Raw genomic sequence first — 18,415 nt, 5'->3', positions numbered from 1 at the left:
GAGGCTATTAAAGCAAACCTCATGAAGAATAACAAAGATTTCATTGTGAAATTTTTCTATTCGCCAATCCAGAAATTTCTGATCCGTAACTATACGAAATATGAAAGCCGGATCCTTAGTTACAGTAAAATTGATATCCGGAAAATTACTACAAAAGAGGAAATAGCAGATCTCGTATGTATGTGGTACAACGACGAAGAGATTGCGTTCGGATACGTGGCCGATTTAAGTGAAGATGAAAGAACTATCCTGACCAAGGCTACCTGGAACCATGCATTGGACCGAAAAGAGCTGGAAGAAATTCTGGGCACTCCACTCCTGCATTTGGCAAAATTGTGGAGCAATTATCTTGTGGTTCAGCTGATTCCGGAAATAAAGGCCCGCTGGGGAGATTTCATCACGCTTTATGAGCCGAGCGGATATTACGAAGACAGAAAAGGAGAATTGCGGGACACAGGCATCTCGCTGTCAATCCCTTATGAACTTCGAAAATTACTGGCTATCCATCTTCCTAAACCTGAGGGTTACTATATCAAACCTATCCAGGAACCCGGCGAACCTTTTGTCACCTATCTGACTGAAAGTATCATTACCGCCGAACTCCCGAGAATCATTTCGTACCACAGCCAGGGAAATATCAAGTATTCACAGAAGGGAAACCCGAATGCAGCATCTGCTAAAAAAATGTCACGAACGCTGAAACTTTCGTCATTTGGTAACGCAGATGATACGCCGGTAAGAGCATTGCTCATCGCAGGTTTGCTATCGGATGATTTCAAGATGAAGGTGATTTCTCAGTCTGCGCATGAAACAATTAAAACACTTTTAGCGCGGGACTTTAACAAAAAGCAGGCGGCCCCTTATATGCTGACGCATCTGAAAGGAATAAATTATTTTCAGTATCATGAATACAGGCTCAATACCACCGCAACAATCATCGAAATATTTCGTAAGCTTTCCCCGGGGCAATGGATAAGTTTTGACAATCTGAATAGTTTCGTTAACAGTCGTTTTATCAACATCTCACCTCTGCTCGACTGGCAGATCAGAGACAAAATTGAAGCAGAATATTCTGTAATATCCAGTAAGGGTTTGATGGTCCAAAGAACTATTTCCGTGTATTCCGGAAACGCACAACAATTTGTTGGGGAGCCCTACCTCGCCGCTCATGTCTTTTTGATGGCCTCTTTCGGACTTATGGACATTGCACTGGATCCTGCCATTCCCAATCTGCAATCAGCCTATCAGAATCTTCTTGCGTTCAGAATTACAGCCATGGGCGCTTATGTGCTGGGATTGAGCAAAGATTACACGCCCGTTACCACTGATTTTCAAACGACTTTGTCTTTTGATGAAAACAGTACCTTCATTCGAGTGGAAGGAGATCCCGTTCTGGCGGATACTATGCTAAGTAGTTACGCGAATAAAGTCAGCGAAAACCGGTATCAGTTCAGCCCTGGAAAGTTTTTGAAAGAATGCAAATCAACCAGGGATATCCAGAATAAAATCGTATTGTTTAAACAAACCATCGGTGAAAAACTTCCTGCGTTTTGGGAAAACTACTTACAGGAACTTGTATCAAACAGCAAAAGTATTAACAGTCAATCGGAAATTCACGTCTTCTCAATTCCACCGGGGAATAAAATCTTGCAGCGTATGATTGTACAGGACGAGGTCTTACGAAAACTCGTGGTCAAGGCAGAACAGTACCATATATTAATTGAACATACAAAATTAACTGCTTTCACCAACCGTATGAAGGAATTGGGGTATGTATTAAATTAAAGTAGCTTTTGGCAGACAGCTTACAGCGAGTAGCAAAATAATTATCAATAATTTCCCTTATACTCCCGTGGCGTATGTCCAATATATCTTTTAAAATTCCGATTGAAATTTGATAAGGAATCAAAACCACTGTCATAGGCAATTTGGGCGATTGTAAATTGATCTTCCAGGAGCAATTTACAAGCGTGCCCTACCCTGATTTCATTGACAAAATCAATAAATGTTTTGTTTGAACGGGCTTTGAAATAACGGCAGAATGCGGCCTCGCTCATACCAGCCAAGGAAGCAACATCGCCCAGCCTTATTTCCTGGGCAAAATGCTGAAGAACATAATTATGCACTTTTTGCATACGTTCTGTTTCAGAAACTTTGTAGGTATTGACATAACCATAACTCGCTATCGGTGTGCCTCCTTCTTCGTGTGCAAGTTTGTTTAGTAAAGTAAGGAGCTTTAAAATCCCTGAAAATCCTTCGGTATTTCTTAATTCCAAAAGTTCCTGACGGATATGATCACGCAGCGTTCCTTTGTAAGCAATACCGCGTTTGGAATCTATCAGAAGTTGTTTCAAAGCAAGCATTTCCGATTTTTCAAAAAAATCTTTTCCTAAAAAATCTTCCTGAAAATAAAGTACGATACCATGCGTGGATATCTCTGAATTTCCTCCAAAATAAGCAGGATCGCTTCTCCATAAATGTGGAATATCCGGTCCCAGGAAAACGGTATCTCCGGGTTCAAAAGTATGAATAGAATCTCCGATCAAACGTTTTCCGGTTCCTTCCAAAACCGTAAAAAGCTGGTAATGCGGGTGAAAATGCCAGTTAGGATCAAAATGAGGCTCTTTTAATTCATGCACCGTAACCAGGCGTACCTGACTTTCAATATTTTTATGGATCGGAGCTTTCATAGTAAACGACTTATCTGAATTTTGCCAAAATTAGCAAACATATTTAAACAAAAGTCAAAATACAGCTAGTACTAATCAAATGACGAAAAGTATTTAGTATTTTGTTGTTGTAAAATTGTATTAAAAAAAATACTCCGCATGAAATACAGCATGAATCTTCTCCTTTGGGGAAACCAAATTGACGACTCACTTTTCCCTACCCTCGAACTGATAAAAGAAATTGGATTTGACGGAGTAGAGGTCCCTATATTTAATACAAATCCTGAGCACTGGTTTAAATTCCGTAAAAAACTGGACGACCTGGGATTATCCTGTGAAACAGATACCATTTGCGGTCCGGACAATCATTTGATCAGTGCCGATCCTGTAATGCGCAAATCAACTTTGGAGCATTTGAAACGCGTTATTGACTGTTCTCTGGTTTTGGGTGCAACGAAATTAATGGGGCCATATCATTCCGCGTTAGGCGTTTTCACCGGCCAGCCCGCGACGTCGGACGAATGGAAATGGGGCGTTGACAGTATCCGGGAACTGGCAGATTATGCCGGAGAACTTGACATCACTCTGGGTCTCGAATATTTGAACCGTTTCGAGTTATATCTGACAAGTTGCGGAGATGAATTAATTCGTTTTGTGGACGAAGTAAATCATCCGAATTGCAAGATTATGTTTGATACTTTTCATGCCAATATTGAAGAGAAAAACATTGGTGACACGATGAGAAAAATGGGCGACAGAATCTCTTTCATCCAACTTTCTGAAAATGATAGATCCACACCCGGAAAAGGAAATGTTGACTGGGACGGAATTTTTGGAGCCATTCGTGATCTGAAATATGACGGCTGGATCAGTATTGAAGCATTCAGTCCGAAACTGCCTGTTGCTAATATTTGGCGTAAAATGTTTGATTCAGAAGAGCAATTGATGCGTGATGGTTTTTCTTTTATCAAATCAAATATTGAAAATCCACCGATTCCCAAATTGATTTCTCTTTAAAATTGATATTTTCAATACCGGTCGTACGGGTAATAAAAATTCCTTACCATCTAAAAAAGAAATGCCACGAATGCACAAATGCTCACGAATAAATAATTTGTGAATATTCGTGCATTCGTGGCAAATAACAATCCAGCTTGTCTATTGTCTTCTAAACTATTATTCCAAAGACGGTTTTTCTTTTATCAAATCAAATATTGAAAATCCACCGGTTCCCAAATTGATTTCTCTTTAAACTTGACAGTTTCAATACCGGTCGGACGGGTAATAAAAAATGCCTTACCATCTAAAAAAAGAAATGCCACGAATGCACAAATGCTCACGAATAAATAATTTGTGAACATTCGTGCATTCGTGGCAAATAACAATCCAGCTTGTCTATTGTCTTCTAAACTATTCTTCCAAAGACGGTTTTTCTTTTATCAAATCAAATATTGAAAATTCGCCGGTTCCCAAATTGATTTCTCTTTAAAATTGACATTTTCAATAACGGTCGGACGGGAAAAAAAAATTCCTTACCATCTAAAAAAAGAAATGCCACGAATGCACAAATGCTCACGAATAAATAATTTGTGAATATTCGTGCATTCGTGGCAAATAACAATCCAGCTTGTCTATTGTCTTCTAAACTATTCTTTCAAAGACGGTTTTTCTTTTATCAAATCAAATATTGAAAATCCACCGATTCCCAAATTGATTTCTCTTTAAAATTGATATTTTCAATACCGGTCGGACGGGTAAAAAAAAATGCCTTACCATCTAAAAAAAGAAATGCCACGAATGCACAAATGCTCACGAATAAATAATTTGTGAACATTCGTGCATTCGTGGCAAATAACAATCCAGCTTGTCTATTGTCTTCTAAACTATTCTTCCAAAGACGGTTTTCCTTTTATCAAATCAAATATTGAAAATCCGCCGGTTCCCAAATTGATTTGTCTTTAAAATTGACATTTTCAATAACGGTCGTACGGGTAATAAAAAATTCCTTACCATCTAAAAAAGAAATGCCACGAATGCACAAATGCTCACGAATAAATAATTTGTGAACATTCGTGCATTCGTGGCAAATAACAATCCAGCTTGTCTCTTGTCTTCTAAACTATTCTTTCAAAGACGGTTTTTCTTTTATCAAATCAAATATTGAAAATCCACCGATTCCCAAATTGATTTCTCTTTAAAATTGATATTTTCAATACCGGTCGGACGGGTAAAAAAAAATGCCTTACCATCTAAAAAAAGAAATGCCACGAATGCACAAATGCTCACGAATAAATAATTTGTGAACATTCGTGCATTCGTGGCAAATAACAATCCAGCTTGTCTATTGTCTTCTAAACTATTCTTCCGGAAAACGCATTAGTAAAATACATTTCAGAAGAATAACAGATGAAAAAGATCACAGCAAAATATAAAGCCGGTTATACGGATATGGGTGGTTTGGACACCTATCGCGTGATGCCTTCGCAGGAAGTAGCGATCGATGCACTCGAACCATTCCTTTTCCTGAACCACCATGGACCACAGGTTTATCCAGCCAACAATCGCGGCTTGCCTTTTGGCCCACATCCGCATAAAGGTTTTGAAACGGTAACTTTTATCATTGACGGCGATATTGTCCACACCGACAGCACGGGTTACAACAGCAAAATTGAAGCCGGCGGAATTCAATGGATGACGGCCGGAAAAGGAATTATCCATTCGGAAAACTCGTCAAAAGAATTCCTGAAAAATGGCGGCAATGTTGAAATTCTTCAACTTTGGGTTAATCTTCCTGCCAAATTTAAAAATGTTGATCCTGCCTATATTGGTCTTCAAAAAGATGAAATTCCACATTTAATTCTGGATGAAGGAAAAGTAATAATCGACGCCGTTTCCGGAAATTGGGAAGGAGAAAAAGCCGCAATTCAATCGTTAGCAGATATTCATCTCGCTACAATTTATTTTGAAAAACAAGGAAAATATTCTATTGCAATTCCGGAAGGAAGAACCGTATTGTTTTATCTTATCAGTGGCGAGTTAATTGTTAATAACGAAAAAATCGACAAACTGAATCTGGTCGAATTTGATGAGAAAGAAGGAACAATTCAACTGGAAGCAACGGAAAAAAGTCTGCTATTAATCGGTCATGCATTGCCAAACAATGAACCGGTTGTAGCACAGGGGCCGTTTGTGATGAATACCCGATTGGAAATCCAGGAAGCTTATGCTGATTATCAGGAAGGAAAATTTGGAAAGTGGAAACATTAAAAAGAAACCGGCTCCGAAAATGATCGAAGCCGGTTTCTCTTTAAGACTAACAATTTAAACAAAAAGTCTGCACCTTACTACACCTTAAACACCAGCTTATTCCGGTACAGAATATACAAAATCACAAACCACAACGCAAGATAAGTTAGCGCATATGCCAGTGAAGCATTGATCGGATCTGAAAAAAGCGGTGACAATTGAAATTCATAAAAGTAAGCCTGCAAGCCAATCGGCTCGTGCGCCGGATCATTTGGATACGCCACTTTTATTCCACTCAAAACCCTTGGAATAATCCCCGAAAAGAAAAACACAACCATCGGATTGACACCAAAAATCACGAAAAATTTCGTCCAGCCCGAGATACCTAAAACGTCAATAATGTAGTACAAAATAACGAGGCAAAGTGAAGCAATTCCTGCGGCATACAAGACGTAGGAACTTGTCCAAAGTGCTTTATTAATCGGAAATACAACATTCCAGATCAAACCAATAATAATAGCGAAAATAGCTCCTATCAACAAATGCAGAGCCTTTTTGTCTTTTGAAAAAGAATTTGTAAGCAAAGTCCCAACCAACAATCCGGCAATGCCTGTTCCAATTGCTGGAAGCGTGCTCAGAATTCCTTCAGGATCCCAGGTTTTGGAAGTAACCCATAAATGGCCCGGAAGCAGATAATTATCCAGCCAGGCTCCCAGGTTTGTACCTTTTTCAAAGTTCGGTTCTCCAACGCCCGGCACAGGAATTAATGTCATTAAAGCCCAGTAAGTCAGCAAAACTATAACCCCAAAAAAAGCTTGCGTTTTCCAGTTTGTTTTAAGATATAATATTGAAACGATAAAATAAACAATAGCGATCCGCTGTAAAACACCTGGAATCCTGACGGTTTCATAGTCCTTAAATCCACCAAAGGCCAAAATTAGCATGGTTAGAAAAACAGCAAGCGCTACGTAAAATTGCAGCTTTTTATCATAATCATTGAAAAGAGCTAAAACGATTATTGCTGTCCAAATCAATCGAAACCCCAAGAGCGGCAAACCTTCCAGTCCAAACCCATGAATTTTCGAAAAAAAACTTAAAAACAGCCCCAGACAGAAAATCCGAAGCGTCCGGGTTATTATTTTTTGAAAAGAATTTGCATTAAGGATTTTTTGCGGCGTTGCTAAAACGACAGAGACACCTACAATAAAAAGGAAGGTAGGAAACACCAAATCTGTTGGTGTGCAGCCATGCCATTCTGTATGTAAAAGCGGTGAATAAACATGTCCCCAATCGCCCGGATTGTTGACGATCGTCATGAGAATAATGGTCAGTCCGCGCAGGACGTCCAGAGAAATAAGACGGGTTTTCATCAAGAAATGATTCTTTTGTAAAGGTTAGGAGAGCACAAGTTAATGTTTTTTCAAATTACGAAGGAAGAATCACGCTAAATCTATTTAGCGAAATCATTTCCCATTATTTTATCATAATCTTTTACCATATGAAAATAGTCATGTCCCATAAATTTTCTTTTTCCGGCTTCATAAAAACCCAGATTTTTATACAATTTTTTTGCTGCCGGATTATCCAGATCAACAATTAATCCGATCCGCTTATAACCCAGACTAAAACCAAGATCGCAAAAAGCATTGATCAATATTTTCCCAATCCCTTTTCCCTGCTGGTTTTCATCAACATTGACACAATCCAGATAATATTCGCCAGCTTCCGTTTCGTCATTCGGGGTAAAATCAGGATCTGATTTCCTTAACTCATCTAGTATGGGCTGTCGTAATTCATGAAGACGTTTCCCATCATAACCAGTTACAGAACCTGCTATGCCATTTTCATTCTCGTAAACCAACGTGTTCGCGTAACTATATTGATTATCTTCCATCCTGAAAAACATCTCAAAAAATGGAATGGCATCCTTATAATTTTCGGATTTTGCGAAAATCCCTGCAATATGTCCCATCGCCAATATCATCAGCGGAGCTACGGCCGTCGCATCAGCCGGTGTAGCAGATCTAATCATATTTTATTACTTATAATTAAGATTGAAATATTCATTTAGTCAATTTCACCTTATAGCCATATTTTGCTTTAAATAGATTTAAAACTTAAAAAAAAGTCAAAATACGATCATTACTAATCAAAAGAAAGAAAGTTTTTAGCATTATTTTGCTGTAAAATTGTATTGTCAATAAACGAGTTATGGTCTATCCGATTACTCATTCTTATTAAAATTGAAAATATCCTGAAATCTGCTGTTTCAAATTCCGGATCTGAATTTCAAACAAGCCAAACCGAATCTCTAATCCTTTACTTTTATATGTCACAAAAAATTAACATTGCTATTGTTGGTCTCGGCTTTGGAGCCGAATTTATTCCTATTTATCAGCGTCATCCCAACGCTAATATGTACGCAATTTGTCAGCGTACAGAATCGAAATTAAATGCCGTTGGCGACCAATATGGTATTGATGTGCGATACACAAGTTATGAAGACCTTTTGAATGACCCAAAAGTTGATGCCGTTCATATTAATTCTCCTATTCCAAACCATGCTGAACAAACGTTAAAAGCATTGCGTGCTGGAAAACATGTGGCTTGTACGGTTCCTATGGCAACCAGTGTTGAAGATTGCATGGAAATTGTGAAAGTTTGTAAGGAAACCGGAAAAAAATATATGATGATGGAAACCGTGGTTTATGCACGTGAGTTTCTGTTTGTGAAAGAATTATACGAAAAAGGAGAACTGGGGAAAATACAATTTTTGAAAGCCAGTCACCAACAGGATATGGAAGGATGGCCCGACTATTGGCCTGGTTTGCCTCCGATGCATTATGCAACGCATTGCGTTGGGCCTGTTGCAGGTTTGTTAAAATTGGAAGCTGAATATGTTTCCTGCTTCGGTTCTGGAACAATCAGTGAGGATCTGGCCAAAATCCACAACTCTCCTTTTGCTGTGGAATCGGCGCATATCAAATTTAAAGACAGTGATTTGTCGGCATATGTGTACCGTTCTCTTTTTGATGTGGCACGCCAGTATCGCGAAAGTTTTGAAGTATACGGAAGTAAAAAATCATTTGAATGGCCATTAATTGAAGGTGAAGATCCGGTGATTCATACAGCAAAAAAACCGGAACATGAAATTGCGGAGCATGTAAAAACACCGGATTATGCACATTTGCTGCCTGCCGAAATTCAACAATTTACAGGCCATGGCGTGTATGACGCGGATGATAATTCACACCTTTCGTTCGTTCAGGGCGGTGGGCACGGCGGTTCACATCCACATTTGGCAAACGAATTTATTTCCGCATTGATAGAAGATCGTGATCCATTCCCAAATGCATGGCAATCAGCCAATTGGACAAGTGTTGGGATTTTGGCACATGAATCCGCTTTGCAAGGTGGCGCGTTGATTCAATTGCCTGATTTTAAGAATGCGTAAGTTGTTTGGTTGAGATTAATGGAATTCCACATTAGCTTTACAAATAGAGTATTATAAAATATTATGATGCTCTGCATCACAGAAAGAAGATGTATAGCACTTATAACATTTACCAGCATACAAAAACATATTTAAACAATTAAATGAAAACCAGAGCCTTATCCTTTTTACTAGGCATTTTCCTTTTGGGATGTGCCGTCCATCAATCCTCGCAGACCGCGGCTGTGAGTAAAACAGAAGCCAAAGGCCGAAGGATTGAGGTATTATTTCTGGGTGACACCATTGGTCATCACAAATCTTCCGAACGCGTTCCACAGATTATGGCTGCATTGGGGCCAAAGGGAATTAACTTCACTTACACGGACGACTTAAATGATCTTAATCCGGAGACTTTAAATAAATACGATGCATTAATGCTTTATGCAAACTGGGATTCTATCGCTCCCCAGCAAGCAAAAGCGTTACTGGATTATGTTGCGAGCGGAAAAGGTTTTATTCCGGTTCACTGTGCTTCTTACTGTTTCCGTAACAATCCGGAAGTGGTCAAGCTGATCGGCGGACAATTCTGGAGACATACCTGGGATACAATTCAGCCTGTTTGGACAAAACCTGATCATCCTGCAATCGCCGGTGTAAAACCATTCAAAACGGTTGATGAAACCTATTTGCACAAATTATTACAGCCTGACAATGTAATCCTTACCGAACGCATTATCCAGAAAGATCAGGCGAAAGACAAACCAGGCGTTGAAAAAGAACCTTATACCTGGGTTCGTACGCATGGAAAAGGACGGGTATTTTACACGGCTTACGGACACGACGAGCGTACCTGGGCTACTCCCGGATTTCAGGATTTGTTAGAAAAAGGAATTCTTTGGGCTGTCAATGACGATGCAAAAAAGGCCTTCGTCGCTTTGGCTCCAAAACCGTTCGAATACCGTGAAGCAAAACTTCCTAACTACGAACAGCGCCCTGGCCCTCAATTACAGCAATTACCGCTTTCTCCGGAAGAATCAGTTAAGCATATCCAGATTCCGGTAGACTTTACGCTGGATGTTTTTGCACACGAACCTGACGTAATGCACCCGATTGCGATGACGTGGGATGAGCGGGGAAGATTGTTTGTACTGATCACAAAAGATTATCCAAACGAACGTAAAAACACAGGCGGGAGCGATTATATCCTGATTTGTGAGGATACGGACAAAGATGGCAAAGCGGATAAATTCACAAAATTTGCCGACGATTTGAGTATCCCTACCGGACTTGTTTTCGCAAACGGCGGTCTGATCGTTTCTCAGGCTCCGCATATGTTGTTTTTGCAGGATACTAACGGTGATGACAAAGCGGATGTGAAGAAAATTCTTTTCAGCGGTTTTGGTACTGGTGATACACATGCGGGCCCATCTAATTTGCATTATGGTTTTGACAACTGGGTTTATGGTTCCGTTGGATATTCGGGATACAAAGGAAAATTTGGCAAAGCTGATTCTCTGGATTTCGGGCAGGCACTTTTCCGTTTCAAACCGGATGGTTCCGATATGGAAATCGTTGCAAAAACTTCCAACAATACCTGGGGTTTAGGTTTCAACGAAGCTGGGGATCTATTTGGATCTACTGCAAATAACTCGCACGGCTGGTACAGCGCTATTCCAAACCGTTATTTTGGAGCAAGCAAAGTTGATAACGGAAGTCGCAGTACAGATACGCATAAAGACATGCAGCCGATTACCCCAAAAGTACGTCAGGTGGATGTTTTTGGTGGATTTACAGCCGCAGCAGGACAAAATTTTTATACTGCTCGTGCATTTCCAAAAAAATACTGGAACAATGTAGCTTTCGTTTCTGAGCCGACCGGACATATTCTTCACCAGAATATGATGGTAAAAAAGGGAACGGATTATGAAGATAATCTTGGCTTTAACCTCCTTGCAGGTGCTGATGAATGGGTTGCTCCGGTTTTCGCCGAAGTTGGGCCGGATGGAGCTGTGTGGATTGCTGACTGGTACAGCTACATTATTCAGCATAACCCAACACCAAAAGGATCTGAAAATGGTGCAGGGAATGCTTATGAGACTGGCTTGCGCGATTTCACACATGGTCGTTTGTATCGTGTAGCATATAAAAAAGCACCGGCTTATACACCGATTTCTTTGAGCAAAAGTCGCCCGGAAGAATTGGTTGCTACTTTGAAAAACAACAATATGTTATGGAGACGCCATGCACAAAGATTGCTGGTTGAACGTGGACAAAAAGATGTTGTTCCTCAATTGATTGCTTTGGTTAATGATAAATCCGTTGACGAAGTTGGATTAAATACTGCTGCTATTCATGCTCTATGGACTTTGCAAGGATTAAATGCCATTGAAGATCCGGCAGTTTTAGCTGCTGTGACTGCCGCATTGAATCATCCAAGCAATGCTGTTCGTAAAACAGCGGTTCAGTTTTTGCCACGCACGGCTACAACAGGAAAAACATTACTTTCTGTTGATGCTTTGCACGATAAAGAGCAATTGGTGGTACTAAACAGTCTTTTAGCTTTTAGTGAAATTCCATTGACGCCTGAAATTGAAAGTGCCGTTTTAGGACTTCTTGACACGTATGCACAAGTTGATGATCGCTGGATGCCGGATGCTTTTGCTGCGATTTTAAACTCCCATGATGGAAAACTTCGGAAAGATTATTTAGCTGAACGTGTTAAAAAGGCCAAACTACAAAAGCCTTCCACCATTGGTGAAAACAAAATGGCTATGGATCATTCCAAAATGAACCATGAAGGAAATGAAGCCAATAAGGTTACCGTTCAGGGTTCTGCGGAACTGGCGATTACCAATATTACGATTGAACCAGCGACTCCATATGTTCGTGAATACGCCAAAGTGACGATTGAAATTACCAATCAGGGCAGCGTTGCCGTACCGAAAGATCTGGTTCCGATTGTCAATGTTGGTATCAGAAGCCGTTCGTTAAATACAAATTATGTTAGCCGCCAGCTGGTTAATGGTATCGCTCCTGGCGAAACTATTAAACTTACCGAAGGTAATAACGGCCCATGGAGAAGCACTTTTGGATTTTCTTCTGATGAAGCTGGAAAAGTTAATGTAACAGCGACCGTTGACGTTGACAATGTTGTTCCTGAAAAAGACGAAAATAAAAATAATACATTGACTAAAAGTTTCGAAGTTAAACGTCTGGACCGCCTTTCTGACTTTTCGTTGGAACGCGCTGCACGTGGATATACTTCTTATGCAACCGGCGGTGAGGTTATTGATCTGATCAATACTGCACAATATCTTGATCCACAAGGAAGAAGTGCTGTCATGAAAGGTGTGCTTGGTGCATGGAATCCAAAACGTAAGGAAACTGCAACCGCTGCTGATCGTACTTTACTTGCGACTATAAAAGCCAATACGCAGGATGACATGAGCGCAAAACTTACTGTTCTGATGGAATCTTACGGAATAAAAGATGAAGTGACGTCGGATCCTAATGTTCAGATCGTTCGTATTAAAGCGATTCGTGAAGAAATGAAATTCAGCGTTACTGAATTCACTGCAATTGCCGGAAAAACGGTTGAAATTGTTTTTGAAAATCCGGATGCGATGCAGCATAACATGGTGATCGGAAAACCGAAAACAAAGGAAATTATTGGGGCCGCAGCTGATAAAATGATCACGGCAAAAGACGGTGCAGAGAAAAATTACGTACCGAATATTCCGCAAATTATCGCTTCAACTCCGCTTGTAAATCCTGAACAAACCTATCGTCTGCGATTTGTTGTTCCGAAAGATCTGGGCGACTATCCATACGTTTGTACTTTCCCGGGACATTGGAGATTAATGACGGGTGTTATGAAAGTTGTAAAGGAATAAAGTTTTAAATATAAAAAATAGCCATCACCGAAAAGTGATGGCTATTTTTTTGTTCAATATTAAGCAATAATATACCAATATTAACCTAAACAAGATTAACCCAATCAATAAATAGATAATTTTTGCATATTTAATTACCGAAATGTACCGTTGAAATTGACCCAGTATGAAAGTTGTCCAATTCACTATTCCCGTTGCCAAAGAAACTACGATTGTAGTCCAGGATAATGTAATTCCACATTTCTATAATCATCTTCACAGACACCCGGAGGTGCAGATAACCTGGATTAAGGAAGGCGAAGGAATGCTCATTGCCGGGAATTATATGCAGCGCTTCAAACCTGGTGATGTGTATATTATCGGTGCAAATCAGTCACATGTTTTTAAAAGTGACGAGTCCTATTACGATCCTTCACAAAACAAGATCGTACATGAAATCTCATTTTTCTTTAATCCTGATCATCTTTTTCAAAATATCTTACGGCTTCCGGAAATGGGCGCTATCCGGAAATTTGTGGAGGGAATGCATAATGGTCTGCAAATTCAGGAAACTTCGTATGATCTGGTCAAAAAGACAATGACCGAAATAATGGAAAAAGCAGATAGTTTGAGAGTGGCTTCTTTCATTGAATTGCTTCATCTTTTTTCTACTTTAAAAAATATCAAACCGCTATCAACCAACAACAATGAACAAATAATGTCCGATGTTGAAGGAATAAGGATGGATCAGATTTTCCAGTTCGTTGTAGGAAACTATAAAAACCACATTACCCTGAATGAAGTCGCTTCCATCGCGAATCTTACACCACAGGCTTTTTGTCGTTATTTCAAAAAACATACCGGCAAAACATTGATCAGTTTCCTAAATGAAGTACGGATCAATGAAGCTTGTAAAATTGTAGTTTCGGGCAAATTCGACAGTTTTTCCGATGTCTCCTATAAAACAGGTTTTGATAATGTTACCAATTTTAACCGGGTTTTTAAAAAGACAATCGGAAAATCCCCGCGTGAATATCATCGTGATTTCTTCAAAAAACTTCTCTGAAATAATTTTGTAAAACGGACATTATTTCACCCAGTCTTTCAAAATCGACATTTGTAATTTATCCGGATTTTGAACCGGACTAATGGCGAAAGAACGTTCAGATTTTGTTCCTAAAATAATCGGATAAGCAATTTTTGTGTCATTTTTCACAAGATTCAGATTCATCTTTTCTCCCGCTTTTTTGTCGATAAAAATGTACGCAATATTTGTCTCGGAAGCCGGCGCGCCGTCCACATCAAGTATCACATTTCCTTTGCGCACACCTGCTTTCCAGGCCGGAGAATCCCAATCAACGCTGGAAACAACCAAACTGTCATCCCGCAATTTTGCTTTTATACCCAAATAAGCACCAGGTATTTGTTTCGATGTTACATCAATATTCAATCCTGCATAATTGAAATATTTCACATAATCCAATTCCTTGGTAGTATATACGTAATGAAAAATTTCATCCAGTGAAGCTCCTGCTACTTTCTCACAAACCTTTCTGAATTCCGTTTCCGTAAATCCGCGGTTTTGTTTTTGGTAAAAATCCTGATACAAAGTACGCATAACATCGTCCAGCGATTTCTTATTATTTGTTTCATGCCTGATTTTAAAATCCAGCATCAAGCCCACAATCGGGCCTTTGATGTAATAGGAAATTGTTTTGTTAAATTCATCGGTAACTCTTCCGCTTGGCCCATCCGACCAGGTTTCCGCACTTGCCTGCGCCAAAGATTGATACAATCTTCCCGGTTGTGTTTCCAAAGCTAAAATCAAAGCTTTGTAGGCATCCAAAACCTGTGTCTGGGTCATAAGACCTGCTCTGTTCAAAACCGGATATTCGTAATAAACGGTCAATCCTTCCGAAACCCAAAGCATATTGGTTTTGCTTCCTTTATCATAGTTAAACGGCCCCAGTTCCACCGGGCGAATCCTTTTCACGTTGTAATGATGAAAATATTCATGTGTTAAAAAGCTCAGTATTTTGATGCGTTTTACGGGATCGTTAAGCAGATTCCCATCAAAACTTACGGCCGTCGAATTCAAATGTTCAATACCTCCGCCACCAGGACCTATGGCCAGAAATGTATAATGTTTGTAAGGAATATCACCGATCACAGCGGAAGCCGCTTCAACCATTTTCTTGATATCCTGCATAAATTTGGCCTTGTCGAAATCTCCCATTTTATAACCAATAAAACGATGTGGAATTCCCTTGACGTCGAATGCAGGCAATTCTTCAAGATTTCCTATCAGAATCGGACTATCATAAAGTATATCAAAATCGGGAGCAGCATAAGTAAAATTCTTTCCCGGAATTAAATCCAGCCCGGTTGCCACATCCTTCCATTTGTCAAACGGTTTAATGGTCAATTCCACAGGCCTTTTTATCTCGTTTTCAAGATACATGCATAAACCAGCGGGAATAATGTAGCCATGGTCCTCATCTACAAAACTGGTCCCTACAAACTCCCTTGTTGTTAAAACATCATATTCGACATGCAGAGAAGTCGCTTTTGCTTTTTCCACATGCCATTCATTTTTACCTTTTTTATCAAAAAACAATTTAGCACCTGCCTGATCCGTAACCTGAAAGTTGCTCACAAAAGATTCGAAATCCATGATCTGGTAATATCCCGGAGACCAGGCGGGCATTTTCAATCTGGATGTTTCGTGCGGACCAACCTTACAATCCATCAACACATGAAAAGTATGATTCGCCGGATTTGCCATCGTTATTGTGAATTGAACGGGATCCTGCGTTTGTGCAAAAACAGTTGCCGATTTAAGCAGAAAAACCGTCAGGATAATCCAGTAAAAATGTATATTTCTTTTCATGTTAAAGTAAAAAGCAGATAAAACGAACCAATGTTTAAAGTAAACAGATTTTTAGTACAATAACCGTTCACAACTCCTATTTTTGAGTTTAACCAGGTAAAACACAGAAGTATTATGGATTTCTGCAATATTATTTTCTGGTACAAATTTTTTCAGCAAGCTTGCATCATCACATAAAATATAATCATAACAAAAATCATTTTGCCCATTTTTCAGTGCAGTAAAATCTTTCAGATAACGGATGTATCTCATCTGCCCGGGATTTTTCAGTTTTATATCCACAGCAGCCCAATAATTGTAAAACCCATCCTTTTTAAACATAACCCCGATATTTTTATTATCGCCGGTAATATGTTCTAATAAAGGCTCAAAAGCGTAATAATCATCCAAATGACTTAAAAAATAGGCCTTGGTACGGGTTGTACCAAAAACCGTCGCCGATTTATCATCGTCATAATATCCTTCCTTTTCAAGAATATTAAAAATCTTCACGCGTTCTTTATAACCTGGTAATTGTTTTAAAGGATGACAATTATCCTTTCCCGGAAAATCATAGTAAGCTCCTAAATCTTTTTCGTATTTTTTCGACTGCAAGCTGTCTGTAACACAAAAGGCAACCGGAATATGTCCCAGTATTTTTTTACTAAAATAACCGACAGGAAGCAAAGCCTTGTTCGGATTTCCGAATACAAATAGCGTAGAAACCAGCATAAGAGGGAAAATGAGATAACCGGTATTCCAATTCAAAACCTTGGAATACACGTATGCTATCAGTACAGCCCCCATGGCAAAAAATGGCATATGCGTCCGCGTGCTCCATAGCTGAAACTTTAAAAGTGAGCAAAACAACACGAATCCCAATACAGAAAAGAGCCAGAACCATTTGATATTGCGGGTCCCCTTAAAAAAAAGTAATGGTATGGTAGCTAGTAACATTAACCAGATATGTATCGTATTAGGAACCATGTCTTCGTGTACTGAATAACGCACGGAAAACGGATCAAGCCTTAACGCCAGGTCATCGATTTCAACGCCGATTGCCTGATGAAAGTTATTTATTTTTGAAGATAGAAACGCATTAAAACTGGTATTGGGAAGCCCGAGATGCAGACCCACATTTTTGATTATCCCCGAAAGTGCAAAGAGGACCGAATGCTTGTCTACCGGAATTTTCTCTGCAAAAAATGTTGAATCTTCCGGTGGGCTCATCACACTTCCGAAAAGCTGATAATTTCTATAAAAGAATGGAGTAAAGGTTAAAACCAGTAAGACAAGTGCCAGTATCAGCACTTTCACACCATACAAAAACCCGTACTGCAACAATATTCGAAGCGCAAAATAAACTGTAAAAGGAAGAGCAAAAATGAATACAGTATACTTTGTGAATCCGCCAAAGGACAAGGATAAAAGCATTACCAATAATGTAAGCCATGATTTTCTCTCCAGCAGCTCAAATCCAAAATATACAAAAGTAATAAAGAAAAAACATGCGACATAGTCTACCTGCGCACTTGTACTTTCAAAAATACCGATAGGAAGAGTTAGCAAAATTATAACCGCCAGCAGTTGTCCTTCCTGCTTTAAACCGAATCTTTTTGCCAGCAGACTTATTGCAGCGAGGGAGCCCAGAAAAGAACAAAACTGCACCAATCCGGCAAAATAATCGGAGCCCGACAGCAAGACGGTGTCCAGAACAATATATTCGGCAAATACATTAAGATAAAGCTGCTGAATATGAACGGTTGGGAAATGATCAAGATTACCGTTATTAATCCAGTAAAGAATTCGGTTGAGATGATAACTGTGTGCGTCGAAATTATTTGGAGGAGAATATACAGCCAGAAATGACAGGGGAAGGATAAAAAACAAGAAGGCGGCAATCAAAATTATCTTATTGCTCCGACTTATCCCTTTCAATCTAACGACGTCAATGATATCCGACAAATTAGAAAAATCAACTTTTCCTACTGATTTCCAATAGCTTGCAAGTGCAAGAAGCAGTACAATATCTCCCAGCCAGAAAACGAAAGCTGAGGTAGAATTCAGCGCATCAAAATATGAAAATACTTCATTGTAAATAAACACTGCCGTTGCATTGGCAACAAGAGAATATATAAAAGAAATCCTGATTTTACTGTATAACCCACATTTTACAGATGTTAAAAAAAAGAGCACAAAACTTAAAAGAACTGATAATAAGAGTAAACAAAAATTCATACGATGCTTTAAGGAGGATTACTTATATTATTTCAAAACGATTGAATTAAGATTTGAAGATAACAGTTATTTATAAAAGGCTCCTTCA

General features: G+C 39.2%; 11 protein-coding genes. 6 read left to right on the top strand and 5 right to left on the bottom strand.

The annotated features are described in order from the left end of the window. The first annotated feature begins 21 nt into the window (after positions 1 to 21). Entirely contained in the window at positions 22 to 1,785 is a 1,764-nt protein-coding gene (locus tag FZF08_RS13050) for a hypothetical protein (RefSeq protein WP_159469417.1), read from the top strand. A gap of 44 nt (positions 1,786 to 1,829) precedes the next feature. Here the strand turns inward: FZF08_RS13050 and FZF08_RS13045 are convergent, their stop codons facing one another. Beyond that, positions 1,830 to 2,690 (bottom strand): AraC family transcriptional regulator, encoded by an 861-nt coding sequence (locus FZF08_RS13045; protein ID WP_159469414.1) that lies wholly within the window; start codon positions 2,688 to 2,690, stop codon positions 1,830 to 1,832. Positions 2,691 to 2,828: 138 nt separating this feature from the next. Between FZF08_RS13045 and FZF08_RS13040 the strand changes: the two genes are divergently transcribed. Next, entirely contained in the window at positions 2,829 to 3,686 is an 858-nt protein-coding gene (locus FZF08_RS13040) for a sugar phosphate isomerase/epimerase (protein ID WP_159469412.1), read from the top strand. A gap of 1,389 nt (positions 3,687 to 5,075) precedes the next feature. After that, positions 5,076 to 5,936 (top strand): pirin family protein, encoded by an 861-nt coding sequence (locus tag FZF08_RS13035; protein ID WP_159469410.1) that lies wholly within the window; start codon positions 5,076 to 5,078, stop codon positions 5,934 to 5,936. Positions 5,937 to 6,013: 77 nt separating this feature from the next. Here the strand turns inward: FZF08_RS13035 and FZF08_RS13030 are convergent, their stop codons facing one another. Further along, entirely contained in the window at positions 6,014 to 7,285 is a 1,272-nt protein-coding gene (locus FZF08_RS13030) for an acyltransferase family protein (protein ID WP_200837074.1), read from the bottom strand. An 80-nt stretch (positions 7,286 to 7,365) separates the two neighbouring features. Next, positions 7,366 to 7,947, bottom strand: a complete 582-nt coding sequence (locus FZF08_RS13025) for a GNAT family N-acetyltransferase (protein ID WP_159469406.1) — start codon at positions 7,945 to 7,947, stop codon at positions 7,366 to 7,368. A 297-nt stretch (positions 7,948 to 8,244) separates the two neighbouring features. Between FZF08_RS13025 and FZF08_RS13020 the strand changes: the two genes are divergently transcribed. The 3 genes from FZF08_RS13020 (at position 8,245) to FZF08_RS13010 (ending at position 14,286) form a co-directional block, all read left to right on the top strand. After that, on the top strand, positions 8,245 to 9,369 hold the full coding sequence (locus FZF08_RS13020) for a Gfo/Idh/MocA family protein (RefSeq protein ID WP_159469404.1): 1,125 nt from the start codon (positions 8,245 to 8,247) through the stop codon (positions 9,367 to 9,369). Between the two features lie 143 nt (positions 9,370 to 9,512). Then, on the top strand, positions 9,513 to 13,241 hold the full coding sequence (locus FZF08_RS13015; protein WP_159469402.1) for a PVC-type heme-binding CxxCH protein: 3,729 nt from the start codon (positions 9,513 to 9,515) through the stop codon (positions 13,239 to 13,241). 166 nt (positions 13,242 to 13,407) lie between these two features. Further along, positions 13,408 to 14,286, top strand: a complete 879-nt coding sequence (locus FZF08_RS13010; RefSeq protein WP_159469401.1) for an AraC family transcriptional regulator — start codon at positions 13,408 to 13,410, stop codon at positions 14,284 to 14,286. A 21-nt stretch (positions 14,287 to 14,307) separates the two neighbouring features. Here the strand turns inward: FZF08_RS13010 and FZF08_RS13005 are convergent, their stop codons facing one another. Both FZF08_RS13005 and FZF08_RS13000 read right to left on the bottom strand, forming a co-directional pair. Beyond that, the gene (locus tag FZF08_RS13005; RefSeq protein WP_159469400.1) at positions 14,308 to 16,110 is read right to left on the bottom strand and encodes a M61 family metallopeptidase; all 1,803 of its coding nucleotides are present in this window, start codon (positions 16,108 to 16,110) and stop codon (positions 14,308 to 14,310) included. A gap of 51 nt (positions 16,111 to 16,161) precedes the next feature. Then, entirely contained in the window at positions 16,162 to 18,327 is a 2,166-nt protein-coding gene (locus FZF08_RS13000) for a glycosyltransferase family 39 protein (RefSeq protein ID WP_159469398.1), read from the bottom strand. Positions 18,328 to 18,415 lie beyond the last annotated feature (88 nt).

The sequence above is a fragment of the Dyadobacter sp. 3J3 genome (assembly GCF_009801115.1).
Lineage (GTDB): Bacteria > Bacteroidota > Bacteroidia > Cytophagales > Spirosomataceae > Dyadobacter.
This window is presented reverse-complemented; position numbering and strand designations above follow the sequence as displayed.

Excerpts from the sequence above, each read along its gene's own strand:
- FZF08_RS13040 (WP_159469412.1), top strand. The coding sequence starts at position 2,829 with ATGAAATACAGCATGAATCTTCTCCTTTGGGGAAACCAAATTGACGAC.
- FZF08_RS13010 (WP_159469401.1), top strand. The coding sequence starts at position 13,408 with ATGAAAGTTGTCCAATTCACTATTCCCGTTGCCAAAGAAACTACGATT.
- FZF08_RS13050 (WP_159469417.1), top strand. The coding sequence starts at position 22 with ATGAAGAATAACAAAGATTTCATTGTGAAATTTTTCTATTCGCCAATC.
- FZF08_RS13005 (WP_159469400.1), bottom strand. The coding sequence starts at position 16,110 with ATGAAAAGAAATATACATTTTTACTGGATTATCCTGACGGTTTTTCTG.
- FZF08_RS13015 (WP_159469402.1), top strand. The coding sequence starts at position 9,513 with ATGAAAACCAGAGCCTTATCCTTTTTACTAGGCATTTTCCTTTTGGGA.
- FZF08_RS13020 (WP_159469404.1), top strand. The coding sequence starts at position 8,245 with ATGTCACAAAAAATTAACATTGCTATTGTTGGTCTCGGCTTTGGAGCC.
- FZF08_RS13000 (WP_159469398.1), bottom strand. The coding sequence starts at position 18,327 with ATGAATTTTTGTTTACTCTTATTATCAGTTCTTTTAAGTTTTGTGCTC.
- FZF08_RS13045 (WP_159469414.1), bottom strand. The coding sequence starts at position 2,690 with ATGAAAGCTCCGATCCATAAAAATATTGAAAGTCAGGTACGCCTGGTT.
- FZF08_RS13035 (WP_159469410.1), top strand. The coding sequence starts at position 5,076 with ATGAAAAAGATCACAGCAAAATATAAAGCCGGTTATACGGATATGGGT.
- FZF08_RS13030 (WP_200837074.1), bottom strand. The coding sequence starts at position 7,285 with ATGAAAACCCGTCTTATTTCTCTGGACGTCCTGCGCGGACTGACCATT.
- FZF08_RS13025 (WP_159469406.1), bottom strand. The coding sequence starts at position 7,947 with ATGATTAGATCTGCTACACCGGCTGATGCGACGGCCGTAGCTCCGCTG.